The 24927-nt window shown below is 43.7% G+C and carries 21 protein-coding genes and 2 pseudogenes; 13 read left to right on the top strand and 10 right to left on the bottom strand.

Going from position 1 to position 24927, the window contains the following annotated elements; all coding sequences use genetic code 11:
- Positions 1-104 precede the first annotated feature (104 nt).
- The 7 genes from purE to V7K62_RS22720 all read left to right on the top strand — a co-directional run bounded on the left by purE (position 105) and on the right by V7K62_RS22720 (position 6033).
- Positions 105-623, top strand: a complete 519-nt coding sequence (gene purE / locus V7K62_RS22750; RefSeq protein ID WP_334868079.1) for a 5-(carboxyamino)imidazole ribonucleotide mutase — start codon at positions 105-107, stop codon at positions 621-623.
- A 91-nt stretch (positions 624-714) separates the two neighbouring features.
- Positions 715-957, top strand: coding sequence for a putative quinol monooxygenase (locus tag V7K62_RS22745; protein WP_442937325.1), 243 nt, complete (start codon positions 715-717; stop codon positions 955-957).
- Between the two features lie 219 nt (positions 958-1176).
- Positions 1177-1956 (top strand): class II glutamine amidotransferase, encoded by a 780-nt coding sequence (locus V7K62_RS22740; protein ID WP_334868077.1) that lies wholly within the window; start codon positions 1177-1179, stop codon positions 1954-1956.
- A gap of 481 nt (positions 1957-2437) precedes the next feature.
- Positions 2438-3592 (top strand): sulfate ABC transporter substrate-binding protein, encoded by a 1155-nt coding sequence (locus V7K62_RS22735; RefSeq protein WP_334868075.1) that lies wholly within the window; start codon positions 2438-2440, stop codon positions 3590-3592.
- Between the two features lie 93 nt (positions 3593-3685).
- Positions 3686-4546 (top strand): sulfate ABC transporter permease subunit CysT, encoded by an 861-nt coding sequence (cysT, locus tag V7K62_RS22730; RefSeq protein WP_334868073.1) that lies wholly within the window; start codon positions 3686-3688, stop codon positions 4544-4546.
- Positions 4533-5408 carry a sulfate ABC transporter permease subunit CysW gene (gene cysW, locus V7K62_RS22725; RefSeq protein ID WP_334868071.1) on the top strand — a complete coding sequence of 292 codons (876 nt, stop codon included), beginning with the start codon at positions 4533-4535 and terminating at the stop codon, positions 5406-5408. Before cysT ends, cysW begins: the two co-directional genes overlap by 14 nt.
- A 358-nt stretch (positions 5409-5766) precedes the next feature.
- Complete coding sequence (locus V7K62_RS22720) at positions 5767-6033, top strand: NIL domain-containing protein (protein WP_118168346.1); 267 nt, start codon at positions 5767-5769, stop codon at positions 6031-6033.
- Positions 6034-6246: 213 nt separating this feature from the next.
- Here the strand turns inward: V7K62_RS22720 and V7K62_RS22715 are convergent, their stop codons facing one another.
- Positions 6247-7758, bottom strand: coding sequence for a hypothetical protein (locus tag V7K62_RS22715; protein ID WP_334868069.1), 1512 nt, complete (start codon positions 7756-7758; stop codon positions 6247-6249).
- A 792-nt stretch (positions 7759-8550) separates the two neighbouring features.
- On the opposite strand from V7K62_RS22715, the pseudogene V7K62_RS31620 reads away from it, so the two are divergent.
- Positions 8551-9237: pseudogene (locus V7K62_RS31620) on the top strand (NIL domain-containing protein).
- A 22-nt stretch (positions 9238-9259) separates the two neighbouring features.
- Positions 9260-9598, top strand: a complete 339-nt coding sequence (locus V7K62_RS22700) for an NIL domain-containing protein (RefSeq protein WP_334868064.1) — start codon at positions 9260-9262, stop codon at positions 9596-9598.
- A gap of 6 nt (positions 9599-9604) precedes the next feature.
- Here the strand turns inward: V7K62_RS22700 and V7K62_RS22695 are convergent, their stop codons facing one another.
- Together V7K62_RS22695 and cysE are read right to left on the bottom strand one after the other, a co-directional pair.
- Complete coding sequence (locus V7K62_RS22695; protein WP_334868062.1) at positions 9605-10195, bottom strand: Crp/Fnr family transcriptional regulator; 591 nt, start codon at positions 10193-10195, stop codon at positions 9605-9607.
- 364 nt (positions 10196-10559) lie between these two features.
- Complete coding sequence (gene cysE / locus V7K62_RS22690; RefSeq protein WP_334868060.1) at positions 10560-11288, bottom strand: serine O-acetyltransferase; 729 nt, start codon at positions 11286-11288, stop codon at positions 10560-10562.
- Between the two features lie 212 nt (positions 11289-11500).
- Here cysE and V7K62_RS22685 point away from each other — a divergent pair, with 212 nt between their 5' ends.
- Together V7K62_RS22685 and cysK are read left to right on the top strand one after the other, a co-directional pair.
- Positions 11501-11983, top strand: a complete 483-nt coding sequence (locus V7K62_RS22685) for an RrF2 family transcriptional regulator (protein WP_334868085.1) — start codon at positions 11501-11503, stop codon at positions 11981-11983.
- Between the two features lie 18 nt (positions 11984-12001).
- Positions 12002-12964 (top strand): cysteine synthase A, encoded by a 963-nt coding sequence (gene cysK, locus V7K62_RS22680; RefSeq protein ID WP_334868058.1) that lies wholly within the window; start codon positions 12002-12004, stop codon positions 12962-12964.
- Positions 12965-13200: 236 nt separating this feature from the next.
- Here cysK and V7K62_RS22675 read toward each other — a convergent pair whose 3' ends face one another.
- The 3 genes from V7K62_RS22675 to V7K62_RS22665 all read right to left on the bottom strand — a co-directional run bounded on the left by V7K62_RS22675 (position 13201) and on the right by V7K62_RS22665 (position 14851).
- Complete coding sequence (locus V7K62_RS22675; protein WP_334868056.1) at positions 13201-13911, bottom strand: cadmium resistance transporter; 711 nt, start codon at positions 13909-13911, stop codon at positions 13201-13203.
- A 113-nt stretch (positions 13912-14024) separates the two neighbouring features.
- Positions 14025-14198, bottom strand: coding sequence for a hypothetical protein (locus V7K62_RS22670; RefSeq protein ID WP_334868054.1), 174 nt, complete (start codon positions 14196-14198; stop codon positions 14025-14027).
- Between the two features lie 449 nt (positions 14199-14647).
- Complete coding sequence (locus V7K62_RS22665) at positions 14648-14851, bottom strand: hypothetical protein (RefSeq protein ID WP_334868052.1); 204 nt, start codon at positions 14849-14851, stop codon at positions 14648-14650.
- Between the two features lie 184 nt (positions 14852-15035).
- On the opposite strand from V7K62_RS22665, the gene V7K62_RS22660 reads away from it, so the two are divergent.
- A complete protein-coding gene (locus tag V7K62_RS22660; RefSeq protein WP_334868050.1) occupies positions 15036-15698 on the top strand; it encodes a cadmium resistance transporter in 663 nt (220 codons plus the stop codon).
- A gap of 43 nt (positions 15699-15741) precedes the next feature.
- On the opposite strand, the gene V7K62_RS22655 is transcribed toward V7K62_RS22660, so the two are convergent.
- From V7K62_RS22655 to V7K62_RS22645, 3 genes are all read right to left on the bottom strand, one after another.
- Positions 15742-16539, bottom strand: coding sequence for a sulfite exporter TauE/SafE family protein (locus tag V7K62_RS22655; RefSeq protein WP_334868048.1), 798 nt, complete (start codon positions 16537-16539; stop codon positions 15742-15744).
- A gap of 676 nt (positions 16540-17215) precedes the next feature.
- On the bottom strand, positions 17216-18337 hold the full coding sequence (locus V7K62_RS22650) for a hybrid sensor histidine kinase/response regulator (protein WP_334868046.1): 1122 nt from the start codon (positions 18335-18337) through the stop codon (positions 17216-17218).
- Positions 18338-18537: 200 nt separating this feature from the next.
- On the bottom strand, positions 18538-23742 hold the full coding sequence (locus V7K62_RS22645) for a GAF domain-containing protein (protein ID WP_334868044.1): 5205 nt from the start codon (positions 23740-23742) through the stop codon (positions 18538-18540).
- A gap of 505 nt (positions 23743-24247) precedes the next feature.
- Here V7K62_RS22645 and V7K62_RS22640 point away from each other — a divergent pair.
- A complete protein-coding gene (locus tag V7K62_RS22640) occupies positions 24248-24511 on the top strand; it encodes a phosphopantetheine-binding protein (RefSeq protein ID WP_334868042.1) in 264 nt (87 codons plus the stop codon).
- A 56-nt stretch (positions 24512-24567) separates the two neighbouring features.
- Here the strand turns inward: V7K62_RS22640 and V7K62_RS22635 are convergent.
- Positions 24568-24813: pseudogene (locus V7K62_RS22635) on the bottom strand (MFS transporter); the annotation flags it as partial.
- Between the last annotated feature and the right edge of the window lie 114 nt (positions 24814-24927).

Here is a 24927-nt window from a genome sequence, read left to right as displayed (position 1 = left end):
AATCCAAAATCCAAAATCCAAAATCCAAAATCCAAAATCCAAAATCCAAAATCCAAAATCCAAAATCCAAAATCCAAAATCCAAAATCCAAAATCTAAAATTCTATGACTCCCATAGTTGGTATTATCATGGGCAGCGATTCCGATTTGCCCACTATGAAAGATGCGATCGCAGTTTGTGAAGAATTTGGCGTTGAGAGCGAAGTGGCGATCGTTTCGGCTCACCGTACCCCAGAACGTATGGTGCAGTATGCTCAACTTGCACACCAACGCGGTATTAAGGTAATTATTGCTGGTGCCGGTGGTGCTGCCCATCTACCTGGAATGGTAGCGTCTTTAACTCCACTTCCTGTCATCGGTGTTCCTATACCCACTCGTAACTTACAAGGTGTAGATTCTTTGTATTCTATTTTACAGATGCCTGCGGGTATTCCTGTGGCAACAGTAGCGATCGGGAATGCCAAAAATGCCGGACTTTTAGCAGTACAAATCCTCGCAACTCACCAACCAAAATTGTTAGAGAAAGTGCAACAATATCGCCAAACCCTCTGTGAATCAGTAATTGCAAAGCAAGCAAAATTAGAACAATTAGGCTATGAGCAATATTTACAGCAAATGTTTTAAATTTATTTAAACACCAGAGTAGGGGGGCAGCAAGTCTTTTTCCTCTGCCCAATGCCCAATAACAATGACAATGACAAATGACAAATGACAAATGACTAACCAAACTATTCGCATTGTTGCCCATATTATTGCTTTGCCTAACAAAGTAGAAGAACTAAAAGCTGTATTGTTGGAACTCATTGAGCCAATCCGTCAGGAAGCAGGTGTGATTGAGTATAAACTTTTGCAAAACCAAGACGATCCAACAGACTTTACTTTTGTAGAGGAGTGGGCTTCATCAGAAGCTCTGAATACTCATCTAGATTCACCCCCATTTCCAAGCGGCAGCAGCTAAACTCGAAGGTTTAGTGACTGCTGCACCAGATATTCGCCGCTACCATCTTTTGGCATAGTGTCATCTTGCTAACTTGAAGCAGACTCTTCATTGTTGGGGATAATTTGAAATATCTCAGCCTTAAATTCTAAGATTGAAGCGATCGCTCCAGAATCAATGCAGCATTCTGAAGTATCTTGATCCTGAGACCTTAGTCAAAAATTGAGAGATGCAACATCCATGTGCCAACTGCTCGGAATGAATTGCAATGTTCCAACGGATATTTGCTTTTCTTTTGAAGGGTTTTCTGCACGGGGAGGAAAAACGGATGACCATAGCGATGGTTGGGGCATTGCTTTCTTTGAAGGAAAGGGATGTCGAATGTTTTTAGATGCCCAACCTTCTATTGCTTCTCCGGTAGCGGAGTTTGTGCGGAGTTATCCCATCCACTCAACCCATGTCATAGCCCATATCCGTAAAGCTACTCAGGGTGAAGTTGCCCTACACAACTGTCATCCTTTCCGCAGAGAATTGTGGGGTCAGTATTGGGTGTTTGCCCACAACGGTAATTTGCCAAATTTTGATCCAGAAAATTTGGGCTTTTATCAAGCCGTAGGTGACACCGATAGTGAAAAAGCATTCTGTATGATCTTAGAAACACTGCGATCGCGCTTTCCTGAGGGTAAGCCTGACATAAAGGAACTGTACCCTGTACTCACAAAAATTACTGAGTTAATTGCAACAACAGGTATCTTTAATTACTTATTATCAGATGGAGAACACTTTTTTGCTTATTGCTCAACTAATCTCAGCTACATTGTTCGCCAAGCGCCCTTTGCTGCTGCCCATTTAATTGACCAAGATATGACCGTAGATTTTCGGGAAGTGACTACTGAACGCGATCGCGTCGCTGTCATTGCTACTACACCCCTCACTGACAACGAAATTTGGACACAAATTCAACCGGGAGAATTACTAGTTTTTCAGGATGGTTTACCCCGGAAATATGCATTCAGTTAATAATAAGTATTTGTTCGATTTTTCCCATTTAGATAATTTCTAGATGGGTTTTGTTTTAACCAAGATGGTGCTGTACAGCTTTAGCGGCAGAAATTAAAGTGCGTTTGATGCATTGGATGCGATCGCACAGAGAATTGTCGGGTCTGTTACCGCTACGATCAATCATGAAGCATAACAAAATAATCCAATTTGTCGTCACTTACCTACAAACCAAGCATCCAAATTAGCTATTCCCTAGCAAGTTGCTTGATGCACCAGGTCGCTGATTGCGATGCCGACGGCGGGCTGCGCCTACGCAATTTGATAATTGAAAATAAAAGCATTTGTAATTCCTCACAAAACTGCTAAAATCACCATGTTCTTGATAAAGAATATGGTGTATTTTGGTGTTTGTAACTAGATACATAGAATCATCCAGTATTATAAACAGTATATAACTGTATTCCCATCAATTATCTGTAGATTTAGTGGAGGAAATAGAATGAGTTTGTGGCAACGCCCACTGAAAAGGTTACAAGCGATGGCTGAACATAGAACGTATCGGTTCAGACTAAATTCGCTCAAAGGCTTTGTATCACTATTTTTGGTAGGTACTGTATTGAGTGTAGCCCTTGCCGCTTGCTCTGGTGGAGGAACTGGGAGTACTTCTTCCTCTGAAACCCCTGCTGCTAATGCTACTCCTGTGGCTGCAAGCAAAGATAATGTTGAATTAACTCTAGTTTCCTTTGCTGTCACCAAAGCAGCTCACGAAGCAATTATTCCTAAGTTTGTAGAACAGTGGAAGAAAGATCATAATCAAACTGTCGTCTTCAAACAAAGCTATGGCGGTTCTGGTTCCCAAACTCGTGCCGTTATCGATGGTTTGGAAGCAGATGTTGTCCACTTGGCCCTAGCTGGAGACACCTCAAAGATTGAGAAGGCTGGATTGATTCAGCCAGGATGGGAGAAAGAAGTTCCCAACAATGGTATTGTCTCTAAATCAGTTGCAGCATTAGTCACTCGTTCAGGCAATCCTAAAGGCATCAAGAACTGGGCAGATTTAGCCAAAGATGGTGTCAAATTGATTACTGCTAATCCCAAAACGTCAGGCGTTGCTAAGTGGAATTTCTTAGCACTATGGGATTCTGTGATTAAAACAGGTGGCGATGAGGCTAAAGCTACTGAATTTGTGACTAAAGTTTACAAAAATGTGCCAATCTTGCCTAAAGATGCGCGGGAAGCTACTGATACATTTGCCAAGCAAGGGCAGGGTGATGTCTTAATCAACTACGAAAACGAAGTTATTTTGGCACAGCAAAAAGGCGAAAAGGTTGATTATATAGTTCCTGATGTGAATATATCCATTGACAATCCGATCGCCGTGGTGGATAAAAACGTCGATAAGCACGGAACCCGCGAAGTTGCTGAAGGTTTTGTGAAATACCTCTATAGCCCAGAAGCACAGCAAGAGTTTGTTAAATTGGGATTCCGTCCTGTGGATGAAACTATAGCTCAAACTAAAGAAGTTACAGACAAATTTCCCAAGGTGAAAACTTTGGGTACAGTTGCAGACTTGGGCGGTTGGGAAGCAATTGATAAGAAGTTCTTCGCAGATGGGGGCGTGTTTGACAAGATTCAAGCCCAAAATAAACGGTAATTAGTCATTAGTCAATGGTCGGTGGTCAGTAGAAAAAACAACCGACCAGTGGCAGAAAACTTCTTGTAATTTTTAAATTTTGAATTTTTCACTATGACATCTGTATCTCCTTCTATGGAAGTTGAACGCAAAACGCCATTCTGGAAGAGATTGGGGCGGGTTCCTTGGACTTGGCGAATCACCATTGCATATCTGACGGTGATGTTGTTTATCCCCATAGTTGCCATGTTCCTGAAAGCAAGTACGGAAACTCCAGCGAGATTTTGGGCGATCGCCACCAGTGATATCGCACTAGCAACATACAACGTAACTTTTGTTACGGCAATATTTGCTGCCTTACTCAATGGCGTATTTGGAACTCTGATTGCTTGGGTTCTGGTTCGCTACGACTTTCCCTTAAAGCGTTTGATTGATGCCACAGTAGATTTACCCTTTGCATTACCAACTTCGGTAGCGGGGCTAACCCTGGCAACAGTCTACAGCGATAATGGCTGGATAGGTTCGCTACTAGCACCACTGGGAATTAAGGTGTCTTTTACCCGCACGGGAGTAGCGGTAGCAATGATATTTATCTCACTACCTTTTATTGTGAGAACTGTGCAACCAGTGCTTCAGGAAATGGAACATGAAATTGAAGAAGCTTCCTGGTGTCTGGGTGCTTCTCAATGGCAGACCTTCTGGAAAGTGATTTTTCCGCCTTTATTTCCGACAATTTTGACTGGTGTTGCCTTGGGTTTCTCCCGTGCAGTTGGGGAATATGGGTCAACTGTGATTATCTCTTCTAATACGCCCTATCAAGATTTGATCGCACCTGTACTGATTTTCCAGCGATTAGAGCAGTATGACTATTCTGGTGCAACAGTAATTGGCATAGTTCTACTATTAATTTCATTGGTAATGCTATTGGCAATTAATTTCTTACAAGCATGGGCAAGGCGATATGACAGTAGATAAGCCAAGTTTTCACTCATCTGCATCTGTATCAGATATAGCCAAGCCGAAAGAGCAGAAGAGTTGGGTGCCAATAGTTTTGATTGGGATAGCGATCGCCTATTTAGCCCTAGTTCAATATATCCCGGCAATTAACGTTTTTGTCCAAGCCTTTAGTAAGGGTGTTGGGCCGTTTCTGTCCAACCTGACGCGACCAGCCTTTCTCCATGCAGCTTGGCTGACACTGTTATTGGCTTTGATTGCTTTGCCTGTGAACACAGTGTTTGGGCTATGTGCAGCTTGGGCGATCGCTCGTCATAAATTTCCTGGACGCGCCATAGTATTGAGCATTATCGACCTACCTTTTTCGATTTCGCCCGTAGTTGCAGGATTAATGATTGTCTTACTTTACGGTCGGAATGGCTGGTTTGGCCCTTGGCTCCAGGCCCATGATATCAAGATTGTCTTTGCCTTTCCAGGTATGGTATTGGCTACAGCCTTTGTGAGTATGCCCTTTGTGGCGCGGGAAGTGATTCCGGTTTTAGAAGAGTTTGGCAAAGATCAAGAAGAAGCTGCTAGAACTCTCGGTGCGAAAGATTGGCAGATATTTTTGCGCGTTACCCTACCTAGTATCCGTTGGGGCTTACTCTATGGTTTAATTTTGACCAATGCCAGAGCAATGGGTGAATTCGGAGCGGTTTCAGTGGTATCTGGTAACATTGCTGACCAAACCCAGAGCCTACCACTGTTTGTAGAAGACGCTTACAAACAATACGAAACTGAAGCTGCTTTCTCTGCGGCTGTACTGTTAGCGTTGCTAGCAGTAGTAACCTTGGTACTGAAGGAGATTCTAGAACGGAAAACCCGCATTAAAGATGTTGAATAGAAAAATCAAGCGATTATAGTTATCCTTTGAAGAGGATACAAGCAAATCATGGGACATGGTACGATCTACCCAGTACCTATCAGGAAATTACCGTTAGGGTTAAGAGGTTGTTTGAAAAGTATTTGGCTGTGACTTTAGGCACTTTGATCCCCCCTAACCCACGCCAGTCGCTCCACTTGGGGAGACCCCAAGACCGCGCTGGCTCCCCTTAAAAAGGGGGAAACCGGAATCAAAGTCCCCCTTTTTAAGGGGGATTTAGGGGGATCTAAAACTATTTGATACCGACAATAGGACTTTTCAAACATCCTCTAAGAGTAGTTCTGTACCAATCCCGATTAGGGATTGAAATAACTCAGATATGGCTACCGACAATACACTTACCAATAAACGGATTCGACTCAGAATTCCTAAAGATTATCACCAGGAACCTGTCATTTCTCGCCTGGTGTCTGACTATGGACTAACTGTGAATATCACGGCAGCAATTTTGGGAGCCAATGCTGTCGGTGATGGTTGGTTTGACCTTGAACTACAAGGAACAGATGCACAAATTCAGAGCGGGTTAACTTATCTCCGCGACTTGGAATTGGAAGTCTGGGATGACACTAAAGCAAGCGATTGGTAAGGGTTATAGCGTTTCCTAATCAAATGAGGTACAGCATAGCCCCCTCTTCGCTTGCGGGGAGCGGGTTGGGGGTGGGGTTCTTGTACCTCACTCAACTGAGAACCGCTATATAGCAACACAAACAGTTTACTTATCTCGCAGATCCCCGATTTCGTAAAAGTTATCGAGGATCTGGTTTCTCATGAATGATTCAGGATTGCTGTAGTGGGTTGTCTACAAAAGGATATACCAAATACCGTGATCATTTTGACGTAAAATACGGTATTTTTGCTCAACAAATTCCAGCATCTTTGGGAAATTTTCTTTGATAGTAGGCAGCTGAATATAATCAATAAAGATATAAGGAGGCTTAGATGAATCTAATTCCTCTAGAAGTTTTTTCCATTGCTCAGGCAGAAAATATTCAAGTGCCCAACCACGTAGTGATGTTGCCTGAGTCCGATCAGAAAAGTAGTAAATAGATGGATCGCCAGCTACATAAATCTTACCAGGAAGACTACCTGGCTGGGAGATCAAGTCAGCCTCTGAACGAAGAGATGGATATTTTTCTCTAAAAAAAGTCTGATATTTAAATCGTGTATCTTCAGTTAAAGCAAAGTTGTTATTAACCAGAACAACGCTCTTTTTTATCAGAGTGTTTGATAAAGGTAAGAAAAACAAAAATATAAGCAGAATTGTAGTAAGTGGGGAACTCAATTTTTTTAAAGACTCCCATAAAACATCTAATCCTTTAGTTGCTAAAATGCCTAAAGGTACAAATAATAGTAAATAATGGTATTCCCAAAATGCCCCACGTTGTAGAACAATCACACCCCAAGCAAAAATACACCAAACAACAAGTAGCAAAGTCAATATATTCTTAGACTTACGCAATGATACATCTACTGCTACAGTCGCAGCTAAAATTAGAGGGTAAAAACTATTTAAGAACCATTTTATTCCCGGAAAAAGCCCACTTGGTTCAAATGGGAAATTAGCAACAATCCGAGGTGGATATAAAAAGAATGTCTGATACAAAATTGGTAAACTATTAAACCAGGCAAAATAGCTAATAACAAATAAAAGAGGAAATATAATCCCTAGAAAAAGTGGAATAAAGATTTCTACAAAAACTTGGGGAATTTTCTGCCGTTTGATTAGCACAGAATATATTAAAATAGTCAGCCAAATTGATAGTAGTATTAGTAAAAGTATTAATTTAAATATCAGGACAATTCCACCAATAAATCCTGACAGTAAAAGTATAAAAAATCTTTGCTTTCCTTCATATTTACAAGATAGATAAGTCAGCCAAATACAAATAAATAAAGGAAAACTAACCAGCGCTTCTACTTGAGTAAGATGCCAAGGCTGTGAAACAGTATAGTAAACTCCAACCGTTAACAAAGGTACTAGACTGGCGATTATCCGATGCCGAAAATAGCTTTTGAGACTTAGCAACAATACTATAGAAAGAAACACCATGTAAATAAGTTCAAAGAGATGGATGCCAATCTCATTAAACCCAAAGAAAGTCCCCGCCAAAAAGTAAAAGCAAAAAATCCCCGGTTGCTTCACATCCCAAAAATCACGATATAGCACCTCTCCTTGTTGCATCTCCAAAGCACCTAGCCTAAAAAATGCTTGATCTCCGTCAAATGGAAAAGGTAAATGTATAAGACCAATAATCACAATCCCAATCAAAACTAGAAAGTCAATTTTATTAAGCTTAGTAATATTAATCATCAAAGTTTATAATCAAAACTTAACCCACTATCCGATGCTGATTAATATCCTAACAGGCTAGAGAGCAAGCTAATTTTAGGATATGAACTTAAAGTTTAAAGTTTCTGCGATCGCGTCAGTGTTAACTTGTTAGTTTGTTAATAATTAGCTGAAGTACCAAAAAGTATTTAAGTCAGTAGGCGGGAATAAATTAAAGTATGTTACGCAATGTAAATAAACCGAAGTTGGCTCCACTTTGAAGGTTTTAGTTCTCAAAGTAGGGCTAGAACCGCTATAGTACAAACCTTTAATTATTAACGCCGTTCTACTTCTTACAAGAGATGGCAGTTCTTGCTGGAGGAAAGAAGGATGAATGAAAACTTTTCTTCTCTACGAAAGGCTGCGCCAACGACAAGTCTCACAGTCAGCAGTTCGGCAGCCTAAGTCCCACGTAGTTACACATGGATTGCTGAAACCTGACTGCCTCTTGAAATATACATACACCAGGTTACCTAAAATATCAACCGTATTAGACTAAAATTAATCTAAATAAAGTGAGTATAATTTACGTGAATTTGCTCATTGTTTTTTTGCGGTCTTTGTGGGACTCTCCTTTACATAACAATTAAATGCATTAAATCGATAAAGTTACCGTAGTTTAATCAAAGCCAAAAATATGAAAATTTCTATGAGGCTGACATTCAACCACCCACAGTTTAATTTTAGGGGTACGGCATCAGCAAGAATCTCTGCCGAACCAAAAAATTGTGTAGGCGCAGCCCACCGTAGGCATTACTATTGGGAACTAATCTGATGTCTCAGAGTAAATCTATAGAACCCGCTTCAATCCACAGTCGAATTCTCGTGCCTCAAAGGTATAACAGGCAACCTGTAATTTCCCGACTGGTATCTCGTTATGGTTTAACCGTCAATATCAAAGCTGCATCCCTGACATCAGACAGTGACAGCGATGGCTGGTTTGATTTGGAACTTTCGGGAAATCCCCAAAAACTGACAAATAGCCTATCTTACTTACAAGGATTGGGAGTAAATTTGCTGCAACTAGCGTAGGCGTAGCCCGTCGTAGACATCGCTAACCAGATTCAACCCAACCAGCACTCTCTACCTTTCCCAAATCCAGCTAGCAAACTGAGTTCCAAAGACTCTGCATGGCTGACAAATAAATGGCAAGAACAATTCCAGCAGTGGATTTCTCTAGGTCAAACCAATCGATTGCGTTTGCAACTGTGCGTCTTAAAATCTTATTACGAAGAACCGGTAATTTCCGAGTTAGTTTCTCGTTATGGACTAACAGTCAATATCACCAGTGCCTTACTTCAACCCGATACGCAAGATGACGGCTGGTTTGACTTGGATTTGTGGGGGACAACAAAGCAACTCTACTCTAGCCTGAGTTATTTAGAAAAACTGGGGCTACCGATTTGGGTGGATTTGTCTAGCGTTTATAGCAATGTCTACGACGGGCTACGCCTACGCTAATTAATAAAATTATCACTATCCAATGGCAGCACTAAATAACCAAAAAACCAATTCTCAAACCAGATTATCACTGGTTTCTTCAGTTTATAAAAAAAGCCAAGTCACTCAGATTCGTCTGCGGATACATATTCCTAAATGCTATCTGCAAGCGCCTGTGATTTCGCAGTTAATTTCTGCTTACGGCTTGGTAGTTAATATTACCAAGGCTATGCTACAACCAAATATAGATGGAGAAGGATGCTTTGACATTGAACTGCGGGGAACAGTGCCACAAATTTCTAGCGGTTTAGCTTACCTAGAATCCTTGAATCTTAGAATTGTGGGCAAACCGAATGCTGACGGCGATAGCTGGTTTTGCTGAAATCATCTAAATTTCGTAGTACCAAATTTCTTCTTCTCGCAGCACAATTCGATGCAGGGAAAGACGATTAATCAAGCCCTCTTGCTCAAATTGCCCAAGAACACGAGTGATGGTAACACGAGTTGAACCGAGCATTTCCGCGAGGTCTTCATGAGTCAGACGCATATCTATTAAACGTCCCTTCTCAACTTCCGAACCAAACTTTTTGGATAACCATGCCAACAGCTTGATGAGCATAGTATCCACTTTTTTATGGCTACGAATGATCATCAATTCTTGAGCCTGTTGGATATGGGCAAGTAGAGTTTCTGTTAGTTGAGTCCACTCCTCTAAAGGTAAGACTGTCGCCTCCACTTTAGTTAGGCATTCCATCTGATAAGGTTCTATTTTTGACAAACTCTTACCAACTACATCTCCAGGGCCCCACAATCCCAGTGCGACAGTTGTACCATCTTCCAGATAGGTAAAAGTCCTGACAAAACCCGTTTCAATCTTCCAAAGGCCGTTATGATGCTCTGGCAGAAATGACCTACGGGCAAAAAGTTGCTTAGTATTATTACTGCTTGAACTGGATAAGCTTGTGTACAAAGACACCATATTACGTAAAACTATTCTCCGATAAACTAACCGTAGTATTACATTTATATCAGGTTCTAAGAATCTATGGGTATTTTAAAAGGGGGAGCAGGGGAGAAATCAATTCAAAATGACGCTCTCTACGTTCGCGCAGTGTGTCGCAGACAGACGCTAAAAGCGTAGCTTGCTTCCCTGTAAGAGTACGCGGACTTGCTACCGCTACCTGCCTCCTCTTCCCCAATGTCCAATTCTCTAAATTAGGGACTTCCTAAATAAAAAGTATCCAATTAACTCTTGTGGGGTGGGCCGAAAAGCCCGCCCAGTCCATAGGGCAAGCTTTTCGGCCCACCCCACAATATTAGATAATTTATTTCTTGGAGTTCCCTTAAATTCCCGCACCATCCAGAAAATCTTCAATTATCCCATCAGAATTTTTGCTCTGAGGTTTGTCGGTTGGTTCGTCGCCAAGCTCGGTTGGGGACGAACTTGATTGATCTTGCAACTGCTCGAACTCTTTCTCTAAAGCCTTGACACGTTCAAATAAAGCGCGGATGACTTCAGCTTCTACGTCGCGTACTTTATCATGATCCAGGACGTTGCTAGACGAGTTGTTTTGACGAGTTACGCGCCCTGGAATGCCAACTACAGTAGTGTTACTGGGCACATCTCGCAGCACCACAGAACCGGCTCCAATACGGACGCGATCGCCAATTTGAATATTTCCCAATACCTTTGCACCCGTTCCTACAACTACATGAGAGCCTAAAGTAGGATGGCGTTTGCCGGTTTCTTTCCCAGTCCCGCCAAGGGTGACACCTTGATAAATCAGGGCATAGTCCCCCACGATCGCAGTCTCACCAATCACTACTCCCATGCCGTGGTCAATAAACACTCCCTGACCAATTAATGCCCCAGGATGGATTTCAATTCCGGTTAAAAAGCGACTAATATGAGAGATGAATCGAGGTATAAAAGGAATTCCAATTTTATACAGCCAGTGCGCCAATCGATGAAACACTAGGGCATGAAGTCCAGGGTAACAGAACAATACTTCTAGCCAGTTACGGGCTGCTGGGTCACGCTCAAAAATGGTTCGCAAATCAGTTAGTAGCATACTCTGTTGGGGTTTTCGTTGGTAAGTGAGGCTCTGAAAACAGAAACTCCGGATAATTCCCACAAAAAGATTAAGTCATTTATGGGAATTGTCTAAGAAAAAATCTACGGTAAGTCGATAGGGTATAGTGTTTTTGTGGGTAATAAGTGGGATGCTATCACATTCCACACTTGGAAAAAATTAATTTCGCGTAAACTGCGATAAGTCCCTCAATTCACCGTAGTATATTGAGTACAGTCTTGAATAGCCAAAACTACGCTCTCTTGGATCTGTCTTCCAAAGTGGAATACGCGCTGCTGGCACTCTTAGAACTGGCAAGCCACCACGGAAAAAAACTTCCTCTAACCATGAGCGAGATCACTGCCAAACAACCCATACCTGAGCGCTATCTGGAACAAATTTTGACCAACCTCCGGCGTGCTGGTGTGGTGCAGAGTCAACGCGGCTCTAAAGGAGGTTTTGTTTTAGCTCGTGAACCTTGGCAGATTACAATACTTGAAATTGTCACTTTGGTTGAAGGCGAGCGGAAAGAGAAAGATACCTCTAACTCTCTGACTCTAGAAAAGACTCTGGTTTATGAAGTTTGGGAGCAAGCTAACGCTGCCTCAATTGAAGTTTTGGGTCGTTATACACTTCAAGACTTGTGCGAGGAAAGAGAAACTCGCGCCCAGCAGAGTCCAATGTATTATATTTAGACACGACGGAGTACCCACATGCGGATAGCGAAAGATATCACAGAGTTAATCGGCCGAACTCCTTTAGTTCAATTAAACAAGATTCCCCAAGCTTCAGGAGCGGTTGCTCGGATTGTGGTGAAGCTAGAAAGCATGAATCCAGCATCTTCTGTGAAAGATCGGATTGGCGCGAGTATGGTGGAAGCGGCAGAAGAAGCAGGTTTGATTCACCCCGGAAAAACTGTTTTAGTAGAGCCGACTTCTGGAAATACAGGAATTGCGCTAGCGATGGTAGCAGCCGCCAAGGGTTATCATCTTATTCTAACGATGCCTGACACAATGAGCCAGGAAAGACGATCCATGCTCAAAGCTTATGGCGCTCAATTAGAGTTAACGCCAGGGGTAGAAGGGATGCGAGGGGCGATCGCTCATGCAGAGCTGATTGTAGCTAAAACGCCCAATGCTTATATGTTGCAGCAGTTCCGCAACCCTGCTAACCCGAAAGTCCACGCCGAAACCACAGCCGAAGAAATCTGGAATGATACCGATGGAGAGGTAGATATTCTAGTGGCGGGAGTGGGTACTGGTGGGACGATTACCGGAGTTGCAGAAGTTATTAAAGGACGGAAGCCGAGTTTCCAAGCGATCGCAGTTGAACCCAGCAATAGTCCGGTATTAACAGGTGGTAAATCAGGGCCTCACAAAATCCAGGGTATTGGCGCGGGATTTGTCCCAGCAATTTACCGTTCAGAACTGGTAGATGAAGTGATTCAGGTAGCGGATGAGCAAGCGATCGCTTACAGCCGTCGCCTCGCAAAAGAAGAAGGATTACTATCGGGGATTTCTACTGGCGCTGCTTTATACGCGGCTATTCAAGTGGCACAACGGCCAGAAAATGCAGGTCGCCTCATCGTCATGATCCAGCCTAGCTTCGGCGAACGTTACCTCAGTACTTCACTGTTCAAAGACCCAGACGAGAATGAGTGGTTGAGTAAAGTTTGATTCCGCATACCAATTTTAGATTTGAGATTTGAGATTTTTAATTTAAGAGGATGTTTTAAAAGTAGTTTGCTGTAATTTTAGGCACTTATTGATCCCCCCTAGCCCCCCTTTTTAAGGGGGGAACCGGAATCAAAGTCCCACAATTTATCGGGGGATTTAGGGGGATCTAAAATGTTTTGTTACCGACAAGAGGACTTTTAAAAAATCCTCTAAATTAAAATCTAAAATTGGCTTTGTTATCTATTAGAATTTTCGCCCATTTCATCGACACTTTGATTATTTTTCACCAAAATCATCAAACAGATACAACTAGCAGCTAGCTTTATTAAGCTCAAAGCTTCACTTGTTAATACAATAAAAGCGCCTAATCCGATCAAAACAAAAGGCACAAGATGATTAACGTAGCGAGTCAATACATCAGCTATGACTCTATTGTTAATTAATTTGTATGCAACGTAGCACCAAACTCCTAATAATAGAAAAAATAATCCAATAATTACCAAAAAAGTCTCTAAGTTGCTGCTAGCAAATAAAGGTACGTAGACACTAATATTATCGCTACCATTGGCAATTGTAACGGCTGCCACACTATAAACTTGGGGAGAAAAAAAGCTAGGAATTGTTGATGCTTCACCTTCTTCTGTTGCAACTACAACTTCTTTTGATGAATCTTCTTCCCGATTCACTAAGCTACTGATACCTATGGACATTGGGAGTAAACCAAGTAATCCAATCCAGTTTTTTGATAAAACTAACCCACCAAATAAACCCGGAAGACTAAGGATTAACAGAACCGTAAAACCTAGAAATTGACCAGCAACGATATGCCGGGGGCGAAAGTTAGCGTTTATTTGAGAAAAAAACAACAATAGAATGACAATATCATCAATGTTAGTGGCAATGAACGCGATCGCCCCTGTAGTAATTGCAGTAACTAACTCGCTCATATTTCCTGGGTATTTTTATCACTAAAACTTGGTTTGTTGTTTAAGTATTATTTAGTCTAATTCAAAACCTCCCGTAGTTTTGAGCTAGGGAGGCTGTTGTGTTGGTTGTGGGGTTAGGGTTGGATAACTTCGATTATTATTCCGTTTTCTACGATGACTCTAATAGTGCCTTGGGCGACTTCTCCATAAATTTTGTATTCTGCCAATTTTTCCCCATTATCTTCTACGTATTTTTTACCTTCTTTAAAGGTCATTCCAATTAAAAAACCTGTATTAATCATCCCCATAAATTTATTTTCAATGAAGTAATTTTAGTATTCCCAATTCAAAATCTTGTCCGTACTATGCAAGGGTTTATAGCGCTTAGAGGATGAATGAACAAGTCCTCTTCTTGGTAGCAAATACTTTGAGATCCCCCTAAATCCCCCTTAAAGAAGGGGGACTTTGAGAGAGGTTGCCCCCCTTTTTTAAGGGGAGCCAGCGCGGTCTTCTCCCAAGGGGAGACGCTAAAAGCGATGGGGTTTCCCCCATGAGCGACTGGCGTGGGTTAGGGGGGATCTAGAAGTGCCTAAAATCACAGCCAACCACTTTTCAAACATCCTCTTACTGACCTTGTGAGGTACGTTTTCAAAGCTACTAACCTTGTTAAACAAGATTTGGGTGTAGTTCAGTTGCTTAGTAAACGCTATATTACTTGCTATATGACAATAAACTGAAGCTAATTTAAATAGGCGAATTAGCTTTTATTTTCGTCGTCATTTTTCCGCTTAAGTTCATCGTCAATACTCTCAGCAGCCCAAGTTGTAGCAGCCGTTGCAACTGTAATTCCTACAACTGCTACTACTCCTATAGGTGCTGCTATTGCAGCAACACAAGCACCAGCGCCAATCAGTCCTGCTTTTAGAATTTTTTCTGGTGTTATTTTTTCAAGTCCGAACATATTGGTATTAGCCCGATACTATTAAACCTCTATTTATAAGTATTCCCATACTCAACTTGAAACTACCAAAGCTGTAGATAAGATGCATTCTCGCGCTTTCTGTGGAGAGTGGGGGACTTAAACTCAATAATTACGAATTAGTTAATTTGGTATGGTGGTAAATCGTAGATTCTAAAAATCGAGCATGAGTCAGCTAGGGACAGCCTTCAGTGAAGGGATAATTGCCTTCATCGCCACTAACATAGATGACATCATTATCTTGTTAATATTTTTTTCACAGGTAGATGGGAATTTTCGGCGGCGGCATATCTTACTTGGTCAATATCTGGGTTTTACAGCCATTATCATCGCTAGCTTACCAGGATTTTTTGGGGGATTGGTTGTACAGCGAGAATGGATAGGATTGCTAGGATTGCTACCAATAGCAATTGGTATTCAACAATTAATATCTAGAAAAGAAGAAGCTGCAACAGTTCAGACAGTCAGTAGTGATTTTAGGCAGTCTACACCGACTAACCCGGTATTGTCTTTTATTTTGAGCGTTTTGCACCCCCAAACCTATAAAGTGGCAGCAGTAACGATCGCTAATGGTGGTGACAATATTAGTATATATATCCCTTTATTCGCTGGTCACAATCTTGCCAGCTTGGGAGTAATTCTAAGTATATTTTTTATCATGGTAGGGGTTTGGTGTGCGATCGCTTATTTTTTAAGCCGTCAACCTACCATTGCTGATATTTTAAGTCGCTACGGTCAAGCTGTCGTACCTTTTGTGTTAATTGGCTTGGGTCTGTTCATTATGTATGAGCGAGGTACATTTACTCTACTACCTGGGGTCAGAAGTTAATCAATGTGGGATGCTGGATTTAGGGTTGAAAATCTCAAATTGGTTACACCTGATGAACTAATTTCCAACTTACCATCATCAAAATGGCGTAAATAATAAACCGTAGTGGGCGTTGCGGAGCTATCTGGCAGATTTTAGCGCCTAGTAACACCCCAGGCACAGAGCCTAGCCAGATAGGTAGTACCAAACTCCAATCAACTGTTCCCAGGCTGAGATGACCAAGGGCTGTAAACACCAGTAAAATTGCTGCGTGTGAAATATCTGTACCCACTAACTTCCGTGCATCAAGACGGAAAAACCCAATCAGCACTAGGGCAAACATTGAACCTGATGAGACGCTGGTTAGACCGACAAAACAGCCTAAAATTGCTCCCAAAGTGATTGTCAAAAAGCGACCAAAGTTAGTTTCTAAGTCTAATTTTGGCAGTTCGGGTAAATTAAATTTGGGGAAAAAAGTCAATAACAACAATTGCACTAGTGCTAACACTGTGACTAGTAAAATCATCCCGCCAAGCAAACGCAGCAAGATGTTATCCAGATTATACTCACCTGTACGTTTAATCAGGTGCAAAATCCCCACGCCGAACAGTGAGCCTGGAACACTCCCGAAGGCTAGCCATTTGACAACTTTTGTGTCAAGGGTTTTCTGTTCCCAATGCTTGACGCTACCAACAATTTTCATCAAGGTGGCGGCCATAACATCAGAACTCACAGCGATAGAAGGCGGAACCTGAAAAACAAAAATCAACATTGGCGTAATCAGCGAGGCTCCGCCAATTCCCGTCAAACCAACGATGATGCCAACAAAAAAGCTTAAGAACGGTAGTAATAAATAGTCCATACTCTTCGGGGGTTTCAACAATTAGTTATCAGTTATCAGAGTCCTGTTGAATCTCCCACTTTTAGAAGTGAGCCGCGTTGGTTAGGGTTTAAATCCCCAAACGAAGCGTTGATAACTGTTCACTGACTTAACTACGAGCAGCTAGAACTGAAAGTCAGCCAAACTATAGCCCAGTGGTAGACAGAGCTAGTGATGGCAAGTTATTGTGTTTCTCAAGGATTCCTCGACAACTTAAAACCTGTCTGGAAGTTTTTGTAAGCATGACAACTGGCATTTAGCTGAAATAGACTTTGATAACTGCTTATTGGTCAGTCGCTCTGCTCAAATCAACTTCTAACTGGGTTTTTCTACAGTTTTACATATAAAAGCACGTAAGGCGATGCACTTACCGTATTTTACTCGAAAGCATGATTAAACGTCCAGCGTACTCGCGTTGTATATCGCTCAATTATCTGGATAATACTCCGCAGTCAGTTAAACTTCTTAGGACTGGTTGCTAAAAAAAATTACCTACAAGTCAAAGGGAGCAACGCTCCAAAGTGAGGTTAGGCAAAAAACCTGCGATCGCTACGGTGGGCTACGCCGACGCTAAAATACGATTGATTATCTACACTTCATCGAAAAACTCTGATGTTTGATCCAATTGCAAACTGCTTAAACCACAAGTGTTTCGGCTTTACAAGCGTGCCATTTTAATATGTACCGTTGTTTCTTGCTGATAGACACTTGAAATTGAGAACTGTCCACCACAACCTTCGAGGATTTTTTGGACAAGCTTTAAGCCCATACCTGTGCCCTGCTGTTCGTAGGTTTTGCGTTCAAACTGCATGAAAGCACCAATTTTAGATATCTGTTCTTCTGTCATGCCCCATCCGAAATCATGGACGGAGAGATTTAGCATTCCTGCCACCACCTGACTACTGATCTTAATCGCTGTCCCATTGTGGGAGAATTTGAGCGCATTACCAACTAATTCATCGAGGATAATCGCTAGATATCGCTCCGATATTGACACATCAGCCTCCTCAATTGCAAAGATGAAATCGTTGCTGCGATTAACACTTTGAGGATGAGATTGCAAAGCCGCTTCAATCGCTGCCATTGAAAAGTGAGTTGACTGAGGTTCGATGTTTTGCTGCTGGTGTGTTGATAACTCTAGTTCTAAATAGATCAAGAATTGTTTGGTTAATTGTTCTAGACGACGGGCGGATTGATCTGCCATGCCTAAAAGTTCACGGATTTCGGCAGTATCCATGTCGTCAATATCTTCGATGAGTAGGCTGATGGTTCCGACAATGCCATTTAGTGGTGTATTGAGTTCATGGGGTAAACTAGAAACCAAGTTGCCGCGCAGTTCATTCAGTGTGCTTTCCAAGACTTTGATCGTACTTACTTGGATATTCGATAAAGTTTGGATGTTGTCGTAGTGTTGCTTAATCCTGAGCATTGAATGAATGCGTGCCCGCAATTCGACAGCATTAACGGGTTTACTAATGAAGTCGTCGGCACCTGATTTTAGGCAGCGAGCGAGGTCTTCTTTGGCGGTGAGAGCCGTCACCATGATGATCGGAACTGGCTGCCATTGCGGCATGGCTTTAATTCGCTGGCACACTTCTATCCCATCCATTCCCGGCATCATTAGGTCTAGCAAAATCACATCTGGCTGAAATAGGTTGAGAGATGCGATCGCCTCTTGACCACTGGCAGCGTAGTGTAGCAGATAATCTTGCTTACTTAAGAGGGTTTCAATCACATCAAAGTTATCGGGTTGATCGTCAATTACTAAAATAGAGGGCATTATTTATTTGTTAGCCGAATGGCATTAATAAAAGCCTAAAGGCATGTGTCGCCTCGTTCCCAGCCTCTAGGCTGGGAATGTATTCAAAGAGGCTCCGCCTCCCGTCAAGCTACTGGAGGCGGCAGCCCTCCCAGAATCGGTTCCCAGCCTGGAGGCTGGGAACCAGTTAGGGCAAGGGCTATATCTTTTCTTAGTGCCATTCATTTGTTAGCCTTTGTTCCGATTAAAAGCTGTTGAATGGTGGTGGCCAGTTGCTTGAGTTTCACGGGTTTAGTTAGGTACTCGTTGGCTCCTGCTTCTAAACAGCGATCGCGATCGCCCGTCATGGCTAACGCTGTCAAGGCAAGGATCGGAATATCAATCAAGTTAGAATCGAGGCGAATCTGTCTCATTGCCTCTAAACCGTCGATTCCCGACATTTGGATATCCATCAAAATTAAGTCAGGCTGGTGAGTTGTAGCCAGGTCGATCGCTTCTTGACCATTTGTTGCTAATAGAATCTGATAGCCCTTGGCTCCGAGGTAGCTAGAAACTGTACTGATATTGGCTTGGTTATCTTCTGCTAGCAAGATCAGGGGGGCAGGGTGCGAATCGTTGGCAGGAGGAGAATCCAGTTTGAGAATAGCAGGGGGTTGATTACCTGCCGTCAATTCCGGCGAGAAGGGAGAACCGGGAGTACAGGGTAACTCAATCGTGAAGCAACTGCCCACATCCAATTCACTGGTTAGCCCCACCCTACCGCCGTGGAGTTGGACAATCCGCTTCACCAATGCCAGTCCCAAGCCTGTACCCGGATATTGACGGTTCAGGGCGCTATCGATTTGGACAAAGGGCTGAAATAGTTGTTTGATATTCTCTGACGAGATGCCGATGCCTGTATCGTTCACGGCAATTCGCAGAAAGTGTTGCTCTGAGGAATCGGTAGTGTCGGGGGAAAGTTCAGCAACTTCTAGGGTAATGCGTCCCCCCTCTGAGGTGAATTTGACCGCATTGTTAAGCAGGTTAATTAACACTTGGCGAATGCGGCGTTCATCCACCAGCAGGTCAGGTAGATTCAGCTGAAGTTTGATTTCAACCTTAATCCCTTTTTGGAATGCCTGCTGTTTGATAAACGCCAGACTGGATTGACATAGATCAGCCACCGAAGTTGAGGTGAATTCCAGTTTAATCTGTCCGGCTTCAATGGTTGCCACATCCAGGATGTCGTTGATCAACTCCAGCAAATGAGAGCCGCTGCCCTCAATGGTTTGCAAGGCTTTGAGTTGTTGCTCGTTGACGATGCCAAAGACTTCCTCTTCTAGCCCTTCGGTCATGCCCAAAATGGCGTTGAGGGGGGTGCGAAGTTCGTGGCTCATGTTCGCCAGGAATTCGTCTTTGAGACGGGTGGCGCGGGCGAGTTCTTGGTTAGAAACTGCCAGTTGTTGATTGCTCTCGGTTAGTTTTGCCTCTGCCTGCTGTCCTTTTGCGAGTTCTTGCTGTAATTGCTCAAAAAGACTCGCTTGCTGAATGGCGATCGCTAACTGGTTGGCAATTTGTTGCAGAAGTTGCGCTTCGGAGTCTTTCCACACTCGTTTTTCTTGGCAGGCATGGACAACCAAAACCCCCCACAGCTTGTTAGTTTGCCAAGGGGCAGCCCAGCGATGGGTTTCGCTGCCTCGCACGTCTTGTAAAATCGGTGCGATAATTTTCGACTGGATTTGACCTTCAATTGCGTATTCCACCAGGCAATCCGTCCAAATATCGTTCATCACATCGGGGACAATGCGCGGCTTGCCCTGCCAGTAGCAATCGAGGATTTCTGGAGACCACATTTCGTTATCCCAGTGGCGGTCTTTGAGGGTGGGGAACTCATCAGATAAGGCTTCTTCGACAATTTGACTTCTGCCGTCAGCAAAGAGCCGGAAGACGATGACGCGATCGCTGTGCATCACGTCTTTGACCTGCTGAGTTACCGTTGCCAGGATCTCGTTGATATCTAGCGACTGGCGAATTTTTTGGATAATCGCCCCCAAGGCGTGTTCTCGTCGCAGTTGCAGGGCAATTCTCGCTTCGGCTTGCTGCCGCACCAATAGTTCCGACTGAATTTGCTCGTAGAGATTCGCTTGTTGAATGGCGATCGCTAACTGGTTGGCAAGTTGTAGGGTAAAGTCAATTTCAGACTGCTGCCAGTGGCGGGTTGTCGCACATTGATGGACGCACAGCAAGCCCCACAACTTATTACCGCAGAGGAATGGCATAATCAGATTGGCACGCACCTGAAACTGAGCCAGGATGTCACTGTGGCAGATTGTCATCCCACCGTTATAAATATCATCGACAACATAAGACCTACCCAAGGCATAGAGGGATGAATAGTTTTCGCCAAAGCAGTGGTCGTGTACCCGAATCGCCACCACTGAGGAAAACCCTTCTACAGCTGATTCAGCCACAAATTCGCCATCATCAAAGTTGGATTCGGGATAAAATTTGAAAATGGCCACCCGATCGGCCTGAATCACTGAGCGGATTTCCTGACAAGCGGTGTCGAAAATGGTCTGGAGGTCTAGGGATTGACGAATCCTCTGGGTGATTTCTCGCAGCAGTTGTTCTCGTTCGACCTGTTGGCCAATGGTTTTCTCGGCTTGTTTGCGATCGCTAATATTAAAGTTAACTCCAATCATGCTCTGAGGATTGCCCTGAGCATCTCGCACCACCACCCCATAGGCTTTAATAAAGTGAATACTTCCATCGAGATGCACAACCCGAAACTCGGTATCGTATTCTCCCTGTCCTAAAACGGCTTGCTGGGCTAATGTTTCGGCGGCAGTGCGGTCATCGGCATGTAGACTGTTTGCCCAAATGTCGTAAAACACAGGGGAATCAGATTGTTTTGTGACACCATACAGTTCGTACATCCGCTCATCCCAAAGGATGGTATTTTGTAAAATATCCCAGTCCCAACAGCCGAAGGCCCCAGATTTCAGGGACAAGGCGAGGCGCTCCGATAGTTTATGGAGTTGCGCTTGGGCTTGTTTGCGCTGGGTAATGTCCCGAAAGATCCCCCGCGTGGCAATCTGCTGTTCATCTTGAAACTGACAATTGATATTCCCCTCGACGATGATTTCTCTGCCATCTTTGGTCAGGAATCTGGTTTCGATATCTAAACTGAGTGCGCCAGTAAATAGGCTTTGGATCGCTGTCTGGAAATACCCAAGGTCATCGGGATGGATAACCTGGAAAATAGACAACTGCTCCAAATCGGCATCATTGTATCCCAAGGTTTCTTTCCATGCCCGATTCACAAATAAAATCCGACCGTCGGGCGAAACGCTTTGGATCAAATCGGTGGCATTGTCGAAGAGATCGCGCAGTTGAGCCTCTCGCGCTTGGAGTTCTTGAGTTCGCTGTTTTACCCTCACTTCCAAGTCCTGATTCAAGCGATGTAGTGCATTATTTGCGACTTGACGCTGCAATTCGGCGGCTGCCCGTGCTGCAAATACCTGGAGAATGGCGATCGCTTCGGCGCGTTTCCCCTCTCCCAAGGGCTGCACGTCTAGAATGCAAAGGTTGCCAATCGCATTGCCCAGATCGTCTTTTAAGGCAATGCCCAGATAGCTATCTGCCTGCATGATCACCAAGTCGGAATCGTCAGGAAAGAGTTCTTGAACTTGGCTTTGGCAGTAAAATTCCCCATCTCTGAGAACATATTCGCCGGGAGTGCGAGCCGGATGGTCGGAAATTTCCGGCTGTAAGGCTCCATTTGCCCAGAATCCTAGCGTATGGAGTTTGTCGTCCACCAGTTCGGTGACGAGGGCATAGTGAACATCTAACGCTTCGGAAATGTGGCGTACTAAGGCTGGAAAAAAGTCCTCTCCAGTGACGGCGGCGGTTCCTGTCACTAGTTTTTGCAGTGTTAATTCCGCCCGTTTGCGTAAGCGTAGCTCCTCGTAGACATCGCTAATGTCAGTAATCGTACCCACATAACCAATCACCTGCCCCTCGGCATTCTGCTCCGCCACCGCCTGCCCATAAACCCAAATCACTGTACCATTGGGGCGTTGAAGGCGATACTCTCGGCGAAAAGAGCGGTTTTCTTGGGCAGATTGATACCACTCTGCCGCGATCATGTCTCGATCGTCGGCGTGCAACCCTTGTCGCCATCCGTCTCCGGTGGCGGCTTCTGGGGTGAGTCCTGCAATCTGACACCAGTGATCGTTGACATAGGTGCAATTAAGAGCCGCATCGGTGCGAAAAATCCCCACGGGGGCAGAGGTGGTTAATGTGATATAGCGCTGTTCGCTCTCCCGCAGCCGAGTTTCCGCTTGTTGGCGCTCGATCAGTTGCTCTTGCAATTTTTGGTATGTAATGGCTTGCCCAAGGGCGATCGCCAGATGCATTGATAAGGCTTGCAGCAGTTCAACTTCTTCCGGCAACCACTCCCGCGCGTGCTGGCTTTCGGTGGCATTGAGGAAACCCCAGAATTGATCGCCGCACAGGAGGGGCACCAAAATTTTAGCCCGGGTATGAAGGCGGATTAGCATATTGCGGTGACAATCTGACATTTCGATCGTGTAGATATCCGGCACAACACGAATCCGCCCCTGGCGATAAATTTGCGTGCAGTCTTGGTGAAACCAGGTATCGTTAATCTGCTCGGTCATCAGTGACAGTGAGGAGTTGGTGGACTCGGCGACGACGATCATTTGCCAATCTCCATTCAACTGCCAAATGTTAACGCGATCGCAGCCCAACAATTGCCGCACCTGTGCTACAGTCGTCTCCAGAATGGTTTGCAGACTCAGGGAGGATCGGATTTGGGTAGCGATCGCTGCTACCAATTTCTCCCGCTCTGCCTTAGCTTTCAGGGCGATGGTTCGGGCTTCAACTTGTTGTTCTAGTGCAACGCTAAGGGTTTCCAATACTTCGATTTTCTCTGCTTCTAAGCGCAAAATATCTATATTGCGGGAGATTTGCCGTAGACTTTCGTCAGTCACCAGCCCCACCAGGCGATCCTGCTCATCCAGGATGGGTAAGTAGCGAATCTGATGCTGCTGGAGCAGATTAATCGCAAAAAATAAATCGGTAAAAGCAGATTCGTGCAGGGTGATAACTGGATGTACCATCACCCCCCGAATCGCTAGATTCTCCAGAGAACGCTGCTGGACACTCAGGCGCACCACGTCCCGCTCTGTAAAAATGCCTAGCAACTGCCCGTCTTCCACTACCAACACGCAGCTTGAGCGGGACTCTAGATAGAGTTCATCCAGTTGCCCATCCGCAGTTTTCGTGGTATTATAGATAGTCGGCACGCTGATCATTAGGGCGATCGCGTCCATCACCGTCGTATCCGGTTTAACTATCAGGGGATCGCAGGCGATCGCAGACTTGAGTTTTGATGGAGTGAAAGCCGTTGCGCGGTTAAACATTTATGTAAAAGCATTTATTTTTTATTGTTCCCGTTAACAATACACAAATAACGAAAAGTAAAAACGGTGAAAACCTTGCGATTGCTTCACTCCACTCCGTTGCGTACCCTGCGGGAACGCCAAGGGCGAACGCAATGACATAGTTATAAATTTTCCCGCCCACCTACTTACCATCATAATTGCAACAACATACCGCAATTAAAGAAGCGATCGCTAATGTGCTAGAAGAACAAGGCAATAGGTCACTGATAGGTTATATAGTCCCCAAATCTGAGAAAATCTCGGAAATTAATCTTAGAGGTTGTTTGAAAAGTCCTTAGTGATGTATCAAATACTCTTAGATCCCCCTAAATCCCCCGATAAATTGGGGGACTTTGATTCCGGTTCCCCCCTTTTTAAGGGGGGCTAGGGGGGATCGATAAGTGCCTAAAATCACAGCCGACCACTTTTCAAACATCCTCTTAGTGAACTACGTGATTTTCTCCAAACAAAGTTACCAGAATACATGATACCTTCTACCTTTATGCTGTTAGAATTATTGCCACTCACAGCTAATGGTAAAGTGAATCGTCAAGCACTTACTGTACCAATCAAAACACCAGAATTAGAAAAAACTTTGGTACTACCACGTAACCAAACTGACGAAACACTAATATCAATTTGGGCAGAAGTATTCCAGATTAATCAACTAGGCATCAATGATAACTTCTTTGAATTGGGCGGACACTCGTTTTTGGCATTGCAATTAATCGCCAAAATTCATCAATAACTTGGGAAAAATATAGCTATCAGTACAATTTTTCAGTATCCTAACTGTGGCGGGGTTAGCAATAATTGAAAGCAAATAATCCAACCGCGATAATATCCTAACTTACCTAAGCGGTAGCGGTCAATTAATGGCGACCAAAGAAACTTTAACCCTGATGGAAGAATTAACAAACCCAGAAATCCAATCACATTCAGGGACATTTTTTGTTGTCGCATAAAAACAGGTAAGGCTTGGATGAAGAATGTAGCAGGGATAAACTGAGAAGTATAAATGGTAGCGAGCAAAATCAGTTTAGAAAACATCGTACCTGTTATAAATAATATTGCACTTCCTTTACTTTGTGGCTAGGCTGAAATCTCTAAGTGGCAGGGAGGATGCGAGTGTTAAATCGGATATGATATTAGGTAAGTTAACTA

The organism is Nostoc sp. (assembly GCF_036917935.1).
Classification (GTDB): domain Bacteria; phylum Cyanobacteriota; class Cyanobacteriia; order Cyanobacteriales; family Nostocaceae; genus Nostoc.
Note: the sequence above shows the minus strand (reverse complement) of the source record. Positions and strands in the feature narration are given on the sequence as shown.